The sequence below is a fragment of the Microbacterium sp. K41 genome (assembly GCF_004794395.1).
Classification (GTDB): domain Bacteria; phylum Actinomycetota; class Actinomycetes; order Actinomycetales; family Microbacteriaceae; genus Microbacterium; species Microbacterium sufflavum.
This window is the reverse complement of sequence record NZ_SSDO01000170.1, coordinates 14,492-28,973: the sequence shown is the minus strand read 5'-3', so window position 1 is coordinate 28,973 and position 14,482 is coordinate 14,492. Positions and strand designations below refer to the sequence as shown.

General features: G+C 70.0%; 13 protein-coding genes and 1 tRNA gene. 3 read left to right on the top strand and 11 right to left on the bottom strand.

What is annotated here, in order from left to right:
- From DW309_RS04625 to polA, 6 genes are all read right to left on the bottom strand, one after another.
- Positions 1-707 (bottom strand): formylglycine-generating enzyme family protein (locus tag DW309_RS04625; RefSeq protein WP_136044696.1); only part of this gene is annotated, 707 nt, incomplete at its 3' end.
- Entirely contained in the window at positions 704-1,450 is a 747-nt protein-coding gene (locus DW309_RS04620; protein WP_136037408.1) for an SGNH/GDSL hydrolase family protein, read from the bottom strand. The genes DW309_RS04620 and DW309_RS04625, both read right to left, overlap by 4 nt.
- Before the next feature lie 43 nt (positions 1,451-1,493).
- On the bottom strand, positions 1,494-2,846 hold the full coding sequence (locus DW309_RS04615; RefSeq protein ID WP_136037342.1) for an MFS transporter: 1,353 nt from the start codon (positions 2,844-2,846) through the stop codon (positions 1,494-1,496).
- Between the two features lie 50 nt (positions 2,847-2,896).
- Positions 2,897-3,931: an LLM class flavin-dependent oxidoreductase gene (locus DW309_RS04610; protein WP_136044695.1), complete on the bottom strand. Its 1,035-nt coding sequence runs from the start codon at positions 3,929-3,931 to the stop codon at positions 2,897-2,899.
- Positions 3,932-3,990: 59 nt separating this feature from the next.
- A complete protein-coding gene (locus DW309_RS04605) occupies positions 3,991-5,667 on the bottom strand; it encodes a DUF885 domain-containing protein (RefSeq protein ID WP_136032400.1) in 1,677 nt (558 codons plus the stop codon).
- A gap of 37 nt (positions 5,668-5,704) precedes the next feature.
- Positions 5,705-8,338, bottom strand: coding sequence for a DNA polymerase I (gene polA, locus DW309_RS04600; protein ID WP_205812624.1), 2,634 nt, complete (start codon positions 8,336-8,338; stop codon positions 5,705-5,707).
- Positions 8,339-8,383: 45 nt separating this feature from the next.
- On the opposite strand from polA, the gene DW309_RS04595 reads away from it, so the two are divergent.
- Complete coding sequence (locus tag DW309_RS04595) at positions 8,384-8,812, top strand: hotdog fold thioesterase (protein WP_136044694.1); 429 nt, start codon at positions 8,384-8,386, stop codon at positions 8,810-8,812.
- On the opposite strand, the gene DW309_RS04590 is transcribed toward DW309_RS04595, so the two are convergent.
- Both DW309_RS04590 and DW309_RS04585 read right to left on the bottom strand, forming a co-directional pair.
- Positions 8,787-9,350: a GNAT family N-acetyltransferase gene (locus tag DW309_RS04590; RefSeq protein ID WP_136044693.1), complete on the bottom strand. Its 564-nt coding sequence runs from the start codon at positions 9,348-9,350 to the stop codon at positions 8,787-8,789. The genes DW309_RS04595 and DW309_RS04590 overlap by 26 nt on opposite strands.
- 8 nt (positions 9,351-9,358) lie before the next feature.
- A complete protein-coding gene (locus DW309_RS04585; RefSeq protein WP_206253382.1) occupies positions 9,359-9,985 on the bottom strand; it encodes an ANTAR domain-containing response regulator in 627 nt (208 codons plus the stop codon).
- A 92-nt stretch (positions 9,986-10,077) separates the two neighbouring features.
- Between DW309_RS04585 and DW309_RS04580 the strand changes: the two genes are divergently transcribed.
- A tRNA-Leu gene (locus DW309_RS04580) sits at positions 10,078-10,160 on the top strand.
- A gap of 22 nt (positions 10,161-10,182) precedes the next feature.
- Positions 10,183-11,439, top strand: a complete 1,257-nt coding sequence (locus tag DW309_RS04575; RefSeq protein ID WP_136044692.1) for an alpha/beta fold hydrolase — start codon at positions 10,183-10,185, stop codon at positions 11,437-11,439.
- Positions 11,440-11,443: 4 nt separating this feature from the next.
- Here the strand turns inward: DW309_RS04575 and DW309_RS04570 are convergent, their stop codons facing one another.
- From DW309_RS04570 to pyk, 3 genes are all read right to left on the bottom strand, one after another.
- Positions 11,444-12,100 (bottom strand): esterase/lipase family protein, encoded by a 657-nt coding sequence (locus DW309_RS04570; protein ID WP_240753122.1) that lies wholly within the window; start codon positions 12,098-12,100, stop codon positions 11,444-11,446.
- The gene (locus tag DW309_RS04565; RefSeq protein ID WP_136044691.1) at positions 12,097-12,909 is read right to left on the bottom strand and encodes an alpha/beta fold hydrolase; all 813 of its coding nucleotides are present in this window, start codon (positions 12,907-12,909) and stop codon (positions 12,097-12,099) included. Before DW309_RS04565 ends, DW309_RS04570 begins: the two co-directional genes overlap by 4 nt.
- A gap of 108 nt (positions 12,910-13,017) precedes the next feature.
- On the bottom strand, positions 13,018-14,466 hold the full coding sequence (pyk, locus tag DW309_RS04560) for a pyruvate kinase (RefSeq protein ID WP_136044690.1): 1,449 nt from the start codon (positions 14,464-14,466) through the stop codon (positions 13,018-13,020).
- Positions 14,467-14,482 lie beyond the last annotated feature (16 nt).

Sequence of the window (14,482 nt, the reverse complement as noted above, 5' to 3'; positions counted from 1 at the left end):
TCGACGGTGGCGCGCGCGCGGTCGCCGGCGGCCGACCACCCCTGGGCCTCTTCCTCGCGATCGAAGCCGCCGCGAGCGACGCGGAAGCCCACGTCGTCATGGTGCATCCGGGGCGCTCCCCCGCGGCGGACGGACGCACGCACGCTCCACGCCTCGTCGGCGAACCCGCCCCCGCGGAAGACGCGATAGTCGTCGTACCGCGCAGGGTCGAGCAGGTCCCAGCACCACTCCCACACGTTGCCGAGCGTGTCGAACAGCCCGTGGAGGTTGGGCAGCTTCCCGCCGACGTCCTGCGGCGCGGTGACGTGATCAGCCGCTGTCCACGCCGCATCGGCGAGTGGTGCATAGTGCGGGCCCGCGGAACCGGCACGGCACGCGAACTCCCACTCCGCCTCGGTCGGCAACCGGTACCCGTCCGCCGTCGTGTCCCAGGTCACGTCCTCGCCGTCGAAGCGGTACACGGGGTCGAAGCCCTCCCACTCCGACGCCGCATTGCAGAAGTGCACGGCTCGCAGCCAGCTCACGTCGGCGGCCGGGCGGCGGGGATGTCGCACGGCGACGCCCAGCACGTCGGCCAGTTGCTCCTCCGTCACCGGGAAGACGCCGAGCAGGAACGGCTCCAGGGTTACCTGCCGCGTCGAACGCGTCCGTGCATCGTGCAGTGTGACCTCTCCGGCGGGAAGGCGCGTCAGCTCGATGTCGCTCACGCGGGCGTGCACTCGATCCAGGTCGGGTACTTCGCCGTGCGACCGTCACCCGAGGAGGTGCGGGTGACCCGGCGACGCACCCAGGGACCCACGAACTCGCGATAGTACGCGAGACCCGACGGGCCGAGACCCGGGCGGTCGAGTGGCGCCCACCAGGCCTCCGGGGGTTCGAAACCCAGTGCGTGGAGCACCCGCGCAGCCACCCGGTGATGTCCGGCGGCGTTCATGTGCAGGCGGTCCTCCGACCAGTACGGCGGCTTCGAGAGCTCGCGGTCCGGCCAGTTCAGGGCGCGGATCACATCAGGGCGATCCTCGATGCGGCGCAGCACGGCCTCCGACAGCAGGTCGCCCCGGCGTTGCACGAGCGACCCCATGGGCAGCTGGCCGCTCGGGTTCGCTCCGGAGAGCAGGATCATGGTGACGCCCTCCTCGTCGCAGCGCCGGAGCACGCGGCTGAACGCGTCGGCGATGTGCTCGGGATCGGCCCGCGGACGGAGCATGTCGTTACCGCCCCCGTTGAACGACAGATGGGTGGGGCGCAGCGCCAGCGCGGGCTCGAGCTGCTGCTCCACGATCGGCCAGGCGAGCTTGCCGCGGATCGCGAGGTTGGCGTACTGGATCGGGTGACCGGCAGCGTCGGCCCACCCCTGTGCCGCGATGTCCGCCCATCCGCGCTCGCGCCCGTCGGGCAGCACATCCCCCACGCCCTCCGTGAAGGAGTCGCCTATCGCCACGAATCGCACATCGGTCACGGACCCAGCCTATTGCCGTGCCCGGACAGCGGCGTCAGCGGTCGTCGAGGGCTGCACCGCGTCGATCCACGAGCCCCCACGACGCCCCCGCCGCGAGGAGGAAACAGGCGGCGAAGACGACGAAGAGCACCGGCGCACCACCCGCGAGGAGCAGCACCGGGGCCGCGATCGGTGCCACGACCGAGGCGATGCGGCCGATGCCCGCGGCCCATCCGGCGCCCGTCCCCCGCAGCGAGGTCGGATAGATCTCCGGTGTCACCGCGTACAGTGCCCCCCAGGCGCCGAGGTTGAAGAACGACAGCGCCATACCGGTCGCGATGATCGCGGCCTCGGTGCTCGCGGTGCCGAAGAGCACGGCGGAGACGGCCGAGCCGAGGAGGAACACCGACAGCGTGACGCGGCGCCCCCACACCTCGATCAGCCACGCGGCCACCGCGTACCCCGGCAGTTGCGCGAGCGTGATGATGAGCGTGAAGCCGAACGACCGCACGAGGTCGAAACCCGCGTCGACGAGGATGCTCGGAATCCAGATGAACGCTCCGTAGTACGCGAAGTTCACGGACAGCCACACCAGCCACAGACAGAGCGTGCGCACGCGGAACTCCCGGTTCCACAGCGTCGCGAGCCTCGCCCCGGCCGTGGCGGCGATCGCCCGCGAGGCCGGCTCCTTGCGGATCGCGGGGGCCGCCGTCATCCCCGCCTCGGCCTCGAAGGCGGACACGATCCGGTCGGCCTCCGCGATCCTGCCGCGCGAGGCGAGCCAGCGCGGCGACTCCGGAAGGCCCCACCGCACGATGAGCGCGTAGACGGCGGGGATCGCACCCACCGCGAACGCCCAGCGCCACCCGGACTCCGACGCCGGGATCACGAGGAAGCCGATCAGCGCGGAGGCGGTCCAGCCCACGGCCCAGAACGCTTCGAGGATCACGATCAGGCGTCCCCTGATGCGTGCCGGGGCGAACTCGCTGACGTACGTCGAGGCCACCGGAAGCTCGGCGCCCAGTCCGAGGCCGACGAAGAAGCGCAGCACCAGCAGGGCCGCCACTCCCCCGACGAGGGCGCTCGCTCCGGTGGCGACGCCGTACACGAGGAGCGTCAGGGCGAACACCTGACGACGGCCGAACCGGTCGGCGAGCAGTCCCCCGAGCGTCGCCCCCACAGCCATGCCGACGAAGCCGATCGATGCGATGAGCCCCGCTTCGCCCTTCGACAGGTCCCACTGCTGCGTGAGCGCCGCGATGATGAACGAGATGAGACCGACGTCCATCGCGTCCAGCGCCCACCCCACCCCGGAGCCGGAGAGCACTCGCAGGTGCCGGCGCGTGAACGGAAGGACATCGAGGCGCTGGGCGAGCGAGGTGCGGCTCGGCAGGGCGGTGTTGGCCATGCCACTCATCGTAGAGGCGGGCGGGCGCGGTGCCCGCCCGCCCGCCGTCGTCAGTCGCGGTCGGCCAGCAAGCGCCGCACGCGCGGAATCACCTCGGTGCCGTACAGCTGGATGCTGCGCATCATCGCCTCGTGCGACAGGGTGCCGGTGGCGTACTTGAGGTCGAAGCGGCCGAGGCCGAGGGTCGTCACCGTGTCGGCGATCTTCGTCGCCACGCGATCGGGCGAACCGGCATAGAGCGCGCCCTCCGGCCCCACGTCGTTCTGGAAGCGCGCACGGCTGTACGGCGGCCATCCACGCTCGCGTCCGATGGTGTTGTTCATCGCCTCGAAGCCCGAGTACGCGGCGTCCCAGGCCTCGGCGTCCGTGTCGGCGATGTGTCCCGGCGAGTGCACCGCGACGGGGTGCGATGTCGTGCCGAACGAGGCGACGGAGCGGTGGTACAGGTCGACGAAGGGCCGGAACCGCGCGGCCGGTCCGCCGATGATCGCGAGCATCAATCCCAGACCATGGCGTGCCACGCGCACGACCGACTCCGGACTGCCGCCGACGCCGACCCACGTCCGCAGACCCTTCTCGGTCTTCGGGAAGACGTCGGCGTTCTCCAGCGATGCCCGCATGGTGCCCGACCAGGTCACCGGCTTCTCCTCCAGGAGGTGCACGAACAGGTCGAGCTTCTCCTCGAACAGCGTGTCGTAGTCGCGCAGGTCGTAGCCGAAGAGCGGGAACGACTCGATGAAGGAGCCGCGACCGAGCACGACCTCGGCGCGACCGTCGGACAGCGCGTCGAGCGTGGCGAACCGCTCGAACACCCGGACGGGATCATCGGAGGACAGCACGGTCACGGCGGTGCCGAGACGGATGCTCTTCGTCCGGCCCGCGATCGCCGCGAGCACCATCTCCGGAGACGACACCGCGAACTCGCGACGGTGGTGCTCCCCCACGCCGAAGAAGTCGACACCGACCGCATCCGCCAGTTCCGCCTGAGCGACGACATTGCGGATCGTCTGCGCGGCCGTCAGCAGCTCGCCGTCCTGGTCCCGTGTGATGTCCCCGAAGGTGTCCAGCCCGAATTCGATGTCCATGTCATGCCTCTCTATTCAGCTGAATGAACAGCGGACGCCGAAGGGGCATTCCCGTGGTCTCAGCGCGGAAGCAGAGCGCTGCGCAGCGTGTCGAGACCGACGCCGCCCAGGTCGAGTGCGCGCTTATGGAAGTCCTTGAAGGAGAACGCGTCGCCCTCCGCCTGCTCGACCGCGTCCCGCACCTGCTCCCAGATGCGCTGACCGACCTTGTAGGACGGCGCCTGCCCCGGCCAACCGAGGTAGCGGTTCACCTCGAACTGCACGAACTGGTCCGACATGTTCACGTTGCGGCGCAGGAAGTCGAGTGCATAATCCGCGTCCCAGACACCTTCGCCGTCGAGGCGGGGCTTGCCGAGGTGCACTCCGATGTCGAGCACCACCCGAGCGGCGCGCATGCGCTGTCCGTCGAGCATGCCGAGGCGGTCGGCGGGGTCGTCCAGATACCCGAGCTGCTCCATCAGACGCTCGGCGTACAGCGCCCAGCCCTCCGCATGACCGGACGTTCCCGCCAGCAGCCGGCGCCAGGAGTTCAGCTCGGCGCGGTTGTACACGGCCTGGGCGATCTGCAGATGGTGACCGGGAACACCCTCGTGGTACACCGTCGTGAGCTCACGCCAGGTGTCGAACTCGGTCACGCCCTCGGGAACCGACCACCACATGCGACCGGGGCGGGAGAAGTCGTCCGTGGGAGCGGTGTAGTAGATCCCGCCCTCCTGCGTCGGGGCGATCATGCACTCGAGCGTGCGGATCGCCTCCGGGATGTCGAAGTGCGAGGCGCCGAGCTCCGCGACCGCGCGGTCGCTGGTCTCCTGCATCCACGCCTGCAGTGCCTCCGTGCCCACGAGCTTGCGTGCGGGATCGCCCTCGAGGTGAGCGACGGCCTCCTCGACCGATGCTCCCGGGAGGATCTCGTTCGCGATCGCCGTCTGCTCGGCGACCATCCGCGCGAGTTCCTCGCGGCCCCACTCGTACGTCTCGTCGAGGTCGATCGTCGCCCCGAGGAACCGACGCGAGTTGAGGGCGTACAGCTCGCGTCCGACCGCATCCTGCTCCCCCGCCTCGGGGGCGAGCTCCTCGGCGAGGAAGCGGCGCAGTTCGCCGTAGGCCACGCGCGCGGCGGCGGAGTTGTCGGCGAGCGTGCGCGCGAGCGACGCGGGCAGCTGCCCCTCGTCCGGGTCGGCGTGCGCGACGAAGGCCGCGAAGAACCCGTCATCGGCGATGTAGCGGTCGATCTGCGTCGCGACCTCCGCGACCTGGCGCCGTGCGGGCGTGACCCCCTCGGCGATCCCCGTGCGCAGCGTCTCGACGTACCCGCGCAGGGCACCCGGGACCGCCGCGAGACGGGTCGAGATGACCTCCCAGTCGTCGACCGTCGACGTCGGCATCAGGTCGAACACGGCGCGGACGTCCTGCGCCGCGGAGGCGATCACGTTGAGGTCGCGCAGATGCCACTTCGCGTCGTGCAGTTCGAGGTCCAGGCGCAGCTCGGCGCTCAGGTCGGTCTTCGTGACTTCGTCGATCGCGTCGACGGGCTCGAGCGCGGACAGCTTGTCGAGCGTCGCCCTGGTCGCCGCGGCGACCTCTTCGTGGCCTTCCGGGCTCAGGTCGCCGAATCGATCGTTGACCTCCGAACGACCGATGTAGGTGCCCAGGGTCGGGGCGAGCACGGCGATGGTGTCGACCCAGTCATCGGCGACCTTGTCGATGGCGGAGGGGGTGCGGGGTGCGGAAGTCATGGTTTCCAGCCTAATCCCCGACCCCTCGCCAGTGAGGTCAGTGCGCGGCCTCGTTCCAGTCTCGACCGCGACCGACCTGCACGTCGAGAGGGACGGAGAGCTGCGCGGCATCGCCCATGCGGGTGCGGACGATCTGCTCGACCCGATCCCACTCCCCCGACGCGACCTCCACCACGAGCTCGTCGTGGATCTGGAGGAGCACCCGGGACGAGAGCTCCGCGGCCTGCAGGTCGTCGTGGATGTGGAACAGCGCGATCTTCATGATGTCCGCCGCACTGCCCTGGATCGGGGCGTTGAGCGCGGCACGCTCGGCGTTCTCGCGCAGCACCCGGTTCGGGCTCGCGAGGTCGGGGAACGGGCGGCGCCGACCGAAGATCGTCTCGGTGTAGCCGTCTTCCTTCGCCTTCATGACCGACGCGCGCAGGTAGTCGCGCACCGCGCCGAAGCGGGCGAAGTACTCGATCATGAGCTGCTTGGCCTCGGCCTGCTCGATGCGCAGCTGCTTCGACAGACCGAACGCCGACAGCCCGTAGACCAGACCGTACGACATGGCCTTGACCTTGGTGCGCATCGCCGGGGTGACATCGCCCGGCTCGACGCCGAACACCCGCGCACCCACGAACCGGTGCAGGTCTTCGCCGCTGTTGAACGCCTCGATAAGCCCCTCGTCGCCCGACAGGTGCGCCATGATGCGCATCTCGATCTGCGAGTAGTCCGCGGTCAGCAGCGTCTCGTACCCCTCGCCCACCTCGAACGCACTGCGGATCCGACGTGACTCCTCGGTGCGCACCGGGATGTTCTGCAGATTGGGGTCGGTGCTCGACAGCCGGCCGGTCTGGCTCCCCGTCTGCACGTACGTGGTGTGCACCCGATGGTCCGGTCCGATCGCCCCGTCCAGCGACTCGATGATCTGCCGCAGCTTGGTCGCCTCGCGGTGCTGCAGCAGCAGGCTCAGGAACGGGTGCGGGTGGGACTCCTGCAGATCGGCCAGCACCGCGGCGTCGGTCGAATAGCCCGTCTTGGTCTTACGCGTCTTCGGCAGCTGCAGGTCTTCGAACAGCACCTCCTGCAGCTGCTTGGGCGAGCCGAGGTTGAACTCGCGCCCGACCACCGAGAACGCCTCCTGCGCGAGCACATCCGCTCGTGCCGCCAGCTCGCCCGAGAACGTGGACAGCACCTCGTGTGAGACGGCGACCCCCGCGAGCTCCATGTCGGCGAGGGTGAGCAGGGTCGGCAGCTCGATGTCGGTGAGCACGGCGGCGACCGGCTCCGGCAGGTCGCCGCGCAGCGCCTCGGCCACGCGCAGGACGAACCAGGCCTCCTGCGACGGTGTCGCCCCTTCGGTCTCGGGCACCAGCTGCGAGGGGTCGGCCTCGGGCAGCTTCTCTCCGAGGTAACGCTGCACCAGGTCGGACAGCGTCTTGTCGGGGAAGCTCGGGCGCAGGAGCCAGCCCGCGAGACTCGTGTCGTACGCCAGTCCGCCGAGCCGGATGCCCTGGCGCCGCAGCGCCTTCACCTGCGGCTTCGCGTCGTGCAGCACCTTCGGGGCAGAGGACTCGAGCCAGTCGCGAAGAGCCGCGGCCGCGTCGTCGGACCAGTCGAGCTCGCGCAGCTCCGTCTCGGTGGCGGCCCCCAGGCGCACGGGAGCCCCCGCCGCGATCGTCACGCGCAGTGCCACATCGCTCTCCTGCGCGGCAGCCCACGAGGCGAGCTCGGCGCCGCTCACCTGCGCGGGAACGGGCATCTCGACCACGGCCGCCGGGTCGTCGGCCACCTCGCCCGCGCCCACCGCCTCGAACACCCGCGGCAGCAGCGTGCGGAACTCCAGGCGGGCGAAGATGTCGCGCACGGCCTGGGCGTCGATGGGCGTGACCGCGAGGTCTCCCGGGGCCACCGGCAGCTCGACGTCGGTCAGGAGACGGTTCAGCTTGCGGTTGCGACGCACGTCGTCGATGTGGTCGCGCAGGTTGCCGCCCACGACGCCCTTGATCTCGTCGGCGCGATCGAGGAGCTCGTCGAGAGAGCCGAACTGGGTGAGCCACTTGACCGCGGTCTTCTCCCCCACCTTCGGGACGCCGGGCAGGTTGTCACTGGTCTCGCCCACGAGCGCCGCGATGTCGGGGTACTGTTCCGGGCGGACGCCGTAGCGCTCCTGCACGGTCGTGGGGTCGTAGCGCTTGAGCTGGGACACGCCCTGCACGGACGGGTACAGCAGGGTGATGTCGTCGGTGACCAGCTGGATGGTGTCGCGGTCGCCCGACACCACGAGCACGTCGTAGCCCTGCGCGGCGCCCTGGGTCGACAGCGTGGCGAGGATGTCGTCGGCCTCGATGCCCTCCTGCGTCAGGACGGGGATGGACATGGCCGCGAGGCAGTCCTGCAGCAGCGGGATCTGGCCCTTGAACTCGGAGGGGGTCTCGGAGCGGGTGGCCTTGTACTCGGGGTACTCGTCGGTGCGGAACGAGTGCCGTGACGTGTCGAAGGCGATGGCGAGGTGCGTCGGCTGCTCGGCCTTGATGAGGTTCACCAGCATCGACAGGAAGCCGTAGATGGCGTTCGTGTGCTGGTTGTCCTTGGTCGTGAAGTTGTCGACCGGGAGGGCGAAGAAAGCGCGGTAGGCGAGCGAATGGCCGTCGACGACCATGAGGGTAGGCTTTGCGGAGTCCGTCACCCTGTCAGCCTAACGAGGAGCACGGACACCCGCAGAGGAGGATGCATGGGCGAGGTCGCGACCAGCGAAGGGCTCGAGTGGGCAGCCGCCCGCGGCATGGGCGCACTGGCCGAGAAGATGGGCATGGAGTTCGTGGAGTTCGGCGTCGACCGGTGCGTCGCGACCATGCCGGTCGCCGGCAACACCCAGCCCGTCGGCCTGATGCACGGCGGCGCGTATGTCGTGCTCGGCGAGTCCCTCGGCTCGATGGCGGCGAACCTCCACGCCGGAGAGGGGCGCCTCGCGGTCGGCGTCGACATCAACGCGACCCACACCCGCTCCGCGACCTCCGGGACCGTCACGGGGGTATGCACGCCGGTGCACCTCGGACGCAGCATCACGGTGCACGAGATCGTCGTCACGGATGATCAGGGCCGACGCTGCTCGACGATCCGCATCACCAACATGATCAAGGACGTTCCCGCGGTGCGCTGAGAGGCTCCTCCAGCAGAAGCTGGAACAGCAGGTGATCCTGCCACTCCCCCGCGATGCTCAGGTACTTCGGCGCGAGGCCGATGCGCTCGAAACCGCATCCCGCCAGCACGCGCTGCGAAGCCAGGTTGTGGAGCAGCGTGGCAGCCTGCAGCCGATGCAGGTGGAGCTCCGTCCTCGCGTGCTCCGCGACGAGGGTCACCGCACGCCCGGCCAGCCCGCGCCGCAGCCGTGAGGCGTCGATCCAGTAGCCGAGGTCCGCGCTCCAGAACGCGCCGCGGACGATCGAGTTCAGGTTGACGCGGCCGCGGATCGAACCATCATCCCCGACCACGACGAACCGCAGGCTCCGTCCCGCCTCGGCTTCCGCCAGGCACTGCGCGACGTGCCGCTCCTGCCACTCGTCGGTGAAGAAGGCGGCGTCGCGCTCGGGCTCCCACGGAGCCAGGTGTGCACGATTCGCGCGGTAGGCCGCGGCGATGCCGGGGCCGTCGCCCGCACGCACGGGCCGCAGCAGGTGCTCGGCGTCGAGGCGGAGCACCGGACCGGCTACTTCTTCGGGGCGAGCTGCTCGATGATGGCCTTCGCGACGTCCTGCATCGTGAGGCGGCGATCCATCGAGGCCTTCTGGATCCAGCGGAACGCCTCGGGCTCGCTCAGGCCCATCTTCTCGTTCAGCAGTCCCTTGGCGCGGTCGACCAGCTTGCGGGTCTCGAAGCGCTCGACCATGTCGGCGACCTCGGCCTCGAGCGTGATGATCTGCTCGTGACGCGCGAGCGCGATCTCGATGGCCGGAAGCAGGTCGTTCGGGGTGAACGGCTTGACGACGTACGCCAGGGCGCCCGCCTCGCTCGCCCGCTCCACGAGCTCCTTCTGGCTGAAGGCCGTCAGCAGCACGACCGGGGCGATGTTGCCCTTGTGCAGCTTCTCGGCCGCGCTGATGCCATCGAGCTGGGGCATCTTGACGTCCATGATGACCAGGTCGGGGCGCAACTCGGTCGCGAGGGCGACGGCCGTCTCCCCGTCACCGGCTTCGCCGACGACATCGAAGCCGTTGTCGCGAAGGATCTCGACGATGTCGAGACGGATCAGCGACTCGTCTTCGGCGACGACGACGCGTCGGGGTGCGGATGCCGTGGGCTGCTCAGCCTGTTCTTGCTCGGTCACGGACTCCATCCTACTGGAGAGGGCGCGGCGCTCGGCCGAAGCGCTCATCGGCGCCGGGTGATCGGCTCGCCCTGCGCTACAGTCGAAGACGCGACACACGGGCCGGCGTGGCGGAATGGCAGACGCGGAGCACTCAAAATGCTTTGTCCGAAAGGGCGTGTGGGTTCGAGTCCCACCGCCGGCACACGGTGCGCTATACATGCTCTATGCACAGCGGGGACGCACCGGCAGCTCATGCCCGGAGGTCGCATCGCACCGCGCGGGCCACTCTCGTCGTCCTGGCGGTCGCGCTCGTCATCCTGCTCCTGATCGCCGCAGAGGTGTTCAGGCGCACGAGCGCGGAGGAGGCGGAGCGCGCGAGCGATCCGGCCTTCGTCACCGCCCCGACCCCGCTGCCCTCCGGAGCCCCGGGCTCGCTCATCCGCTCCGAGGAGATCGACAGTGCTCCCGTCGGCACGAGAGCGTGGCGCGTGCTGTACCACTCCCGCGACCTGGCCGGTTCGGACATCGCCGTGTCCGGCCTGGTCGTCGTGCCCGAGGGGCCGGCGCCGGAGAACGGACGCACGGTCGTCTCCTGGGCGCACCCGACCACGGGAGCGGCGACGGCGTGCGCCCCGTCGCTCGCGCTCGATCCGTTCAAGCTCATCGCCGGGATGCACGAGCTGCTCGCCGAGGGATACGCCGTCGTGGCCACCGACTATCCGGGCCTCGGTGTGGAGGGCGCGTCGTCCTATCTGCTGGGCGTCCCGGAGGCGAACAGCGTGCTGGACATCGTGCGTGCGGCCGGCCGCCTCGACGGCGTGGGGACGAGCGCTCGCGTCGTGCTGTGGGGGCACTCCCAGGGCGGTCAGGCGGCGCTCTTCGCCGCCGAGCGCGCCGAGACGTACGCGCCCGAGCTGTCGGTGCGCGGGGTGGCGGTGGCGGCGCCGGCGGCCGATCTCAACGCCCTGATGACCGACGACATCGTCGACGTCTCCGGGATCACCATCGCCTCGTTCGCCATCGCCGCCTACCGGGATGCCTACGCCGAACGGTTCGGCGAGGAGGCCATCTTGTCGATCCTGACCCCGGAGGGCGCGGCTGCGACTCCCGACATGGCCGCGCTCTGCCTGCTGACCCACACCGAGGAGATCCACGCGATCGCCGAGCCCCTGGTCGGCTCCTACGTCACCGCCGATCCCGCCACGACCGAGCCCTGGCGGACGATGCTCGCCGAGAACAGCGCGGGCGGCCAGCCCATCACGGTCCCCGTGCTCGTCGGCCAGGGCGAGGCGGACGAGCTCGTGCGTCCCGCCGCGACCGACGGGTACGTCGCCCGCCTCTGCGCGGCGGGGACCGATGTCGCCTACCACCGGTTCCCGGCGGTCGACCACGGCTATGCGGCGTACGCGACCCTGCCCGAGCTCCTCCTGTGGCTCCCGACGCTGGACTCGCCACGGGAGCCCCACGATACCTGCGGGTGAGCGCTCAGGATTCCGCCAGTGCCGCGAGTTCGGCGAGCACCCGGGGGTGGGCGAGGATGCGGAAATGGCCGCCGGTGTCGAGCACGACGTTCTTCGCTCCCGGCAACGCGCTGCCCTCGGGGATGTGCGGGTCGAACTCCGCATAGACCGACACGATCCGGGCGTTGACCTCGACCTCGCGCGCGAGCGCCAGGATGGACGGGTCGTCCGGAGAGAAGGCGCGCAGCACCCGTCCCGGCATGCGCCGGGCGTACCGGGAACCTCCGAACGGCGTCGCGACCGCCAGCATCGCCCGGATGCGGTGCCCCTCCGGTCCGGTCATGGCGAGCTTGCCCGCCAGACCTCCCTTGCTGTGCGCGACGAGGATCACCCCGGTGAGGTCGCGCGCACGCAGATGCTCCGCGATCTGCTCCGCCTCGTCCGCGACCGGGAACCGGTTGCGCCGCAGCGCATCCACCACGTGGACCGGATGACCCCGCCGGTGCAGCGCGACGATGAGCGGCTCCAGGAACCGCCACGTCTCGTACACCCCGGCGAGCACCACGATCGGCACGCCATCGCCGTCGGTGAACGCCCTCGCGTCATCTCGTCCGAAGAAGGAGCGCACCTGCCAGAACCCCGCATACGCGTAGTCGGCGGCCCACCAGCCCAGCCTCCTCACGACGTCGATGGCGCGCTCCGCTTCTCGTCCATGCTCCTCGACGTGGCAGCGTGCGGCCAGGCACCGGCCGTGTGCGCCAGGATCGCCGACGCGACGGCGCGGGGCGCGGACTGCTGGGCCACGTGGTGGTGACCGGGGATCTCGACGAGACGCGAGACGCGGGCGCTGTCGCGCAGCCGGCGGCACCACGCGCGACCCGCGATCGGATCCGCTCCCCCGCGGATCACCAGCAACGGCAGGGTCAGCTCCGCCACCCGCTCCTGAAGCCGATAGCCGATCATGTGGCGCGCCTGCCGCAGATACCAACGCACGCCGCAGCGGAGGTAGTCGGTGAAGACGATCGTGTTGATCGCGGGCGTCTCCCCCACGGTGTCGATCGCGAGGGCACGCGCCTGTGCCGGAATCGTGCGCCACCGCTCGTCCACGACCGGGCCGATCGCGACCACGGCGCGCACGTACTCCGGGCGGTGCAGAGCAGCCTCCACGGTCCATTGCGCGCCCATCGAGTGTCCGACGAGCACCACGCGGTCATCGCCGAGCGTTCCGATCACCTCGGCCAGTGCGCTGCCCATCCGCTCGACCCCGACGTCGACGGAGGGCTTGGGCAGTCCGCCGAAGCCCGGAAGATCCACCGACACCACACGGGTGTGCTCAGCGAGCCTCTCGTGCAGGCGGGACAGGTAGCGGTGCGACATGCCGATGCCGTGCACCAGCACCATCGTGGGGACGACGGATCCCGCCGGTCGCGGAGTCTCCCGAAGGCGGAACATCAACCCCGACGTGAGCACGAGGCGCGTACGAACGACCATGCGCCCACGCTATCCGCCCCGCCCGCGCGGTCGCAGAGGGTTGACGCGGGCCCGGGACATACGGAAGGGGCGGGGCCGTAGCCCCGCCCCTTACGGACACCTCGTGCGTCAGACGCCGGCCTTGTAGATCGGCGCAGCACCACGCATCGCGTCGCCCACCTTGTGCACGCGGAGGTCGTTCGTCGAGCCCACGATCCCGGGAGGGGAACCGGAGATCACGACGACCTTGTCGCCCTCGACCGCCAGGCCGTTCTGGAGCAGGTACTCGTCGACCTGGTGGTACATCAGGTCGGTGTGCTGGACCATGTCGACCAGCGTGGAGCGCAGGCCCCACGTGAGCGCCATCCGACGACGGATCGCCGGCTCCGGGGTGAACGCCAGCATCGGGATGCGCGAGCGCAGACGCGACAGGCGGCGGGCGGAGTCGCCCGACTGGGTGAAGACGCAGAGGAACTTCGCGTCGACGAACTCCGCGACCTCGAGGGCGGCCAGCGTGATGGCACCACCCTGCGTGCGGGGCTTGGTCGTCAGCGGGAGGATCCGCTCCAGGCCGTGCTCCTCGGTGGACTCGATGATGCGGGCCATGGTCTCCACCACGACGACCGGGTAGTCGCCCACGCTGGTCTCGCCCGAGAGCATCACCGCGTCGGCGCCGTCGAGCACCGCGTTCGCGACGTCGGAGGTCTCCGCGCGCGTGGGCACCGGGCTGTTGATCATCGACTCGAGCATCTGCGTCGCCACGATCACCGGCTTCGCGTTGCGCCGGGCGAGCTCCACCGCGCGCTTCTGCACGATCGGCACGGCCTCCAGAGGCAGCTCGACACCTAGGTCGCCACGGGCGACCATGATGCCGTCGAACGCGTCGACGATCTCCTCCAGCGCATCGACCGCCTGCGGCTTCTCGATCTTGGCGATCACGGGGACGCGCACGCCCTCCTCCGCCATGATCTCGTGCACGCGCGACACGTCTTCCGCGTTGCGCACGAAGGACAGGGCGATGAGGTCGGCACCCGTGCGCAGACCCCAGCGCAGGTCGTCTTCGTCCTTCTCGCTCAGAGCGGGGACGTTCACGGCGACACCGGGCAGGTTGATGCCCTTGTTGTTCGACACGGCGCCGGCGACGACCACGCGCGTGGTGACGGTGACGCCGTCGGTCTCGACCACCTCGACGCGGACCTTGCCGTCGTCGATCAGCAGGAAGTCACCGGGCTTCACGTCCTGGGGCAGCCCCTTGAACGTGGTGCCGCAGATCTCCTTGTTGCCGATGATGTCTTCGGTGGTGATCTTGAAGATGTCGCCCTTGGCGAGCTCGTACGGCCCGTCCTCGAAACGGCCGAGACGGATCTTCGGTCCCTGCAGGTCGACGAGGATCGCCACGGCGCGGCCGGAGTCCTCCGCTGCGCGACGCACGTTCGCGTAGTTGTTCTCGTGCACGGAGTAGTCGCCGTGGCTGAGGTTCAGACGTGCCACGTCCACACCCGCATCGATCAGTGCACGCACCGTCTCATACGTCGAGGTGGCCGGACCCAAAGTGGCGACGATTTTCGCGCGTCTCAAAGAACTCTCCAGGGTA

Bases quoted from the DNA above. Each gene is read 5' to 3' on its own strand.
- DW309_RS04565 (WP_136044691.1), bottom strand. From the start codon at position 12,909: ATGGTCGTTCGTACGCGCCTCGTGCTCACGTCGGGGTTGATGTTCCGC.
- DW309_RS04610 (WP_136044695.1), bottom strand. From the start codon at position 3,931: ATGGACATCGAATTCGGGCTGGACACCTTCGGGGACATCACACGGGAC.
- DW309_RS04575 (WP_136044692.1), top strand. From the start codon at position 10,183: ATGCACAGCGGGGACGCACCGGCAGCTCATGCCCGGAGGTCGCATCGC.
- DW309_RS04615 (WP_136037342.1), bottom strand. From the start codon at position 2,846: ATGGCCAACACCGCCCTGCCGAGCCGCACCTCGCTCGCCCAGCGCCTC.
- DW309_RS04585 (WP_206253382.1), bottom strand. From the start codon at position 9,985: ATGGAGTCCGTGACCGAGCAAGAACAGGCTGAGCAGCCCACGGCATCC.
- DW309_RS04605 (WP_136032400.1), bottom strand. From the start codon at position 5,667: ATGACTTCCGCACCCCGCACCCCCTCCGCCATCGACAAGGTCGCCGAT.
- DW309_RS04595 (WP_136044694.1), top strand. From the start codon at position 8,384: ATGGGCGAGGTCGCGACCAGCGAAGGGCTCGAGTGGGCAGCCGCCCGC.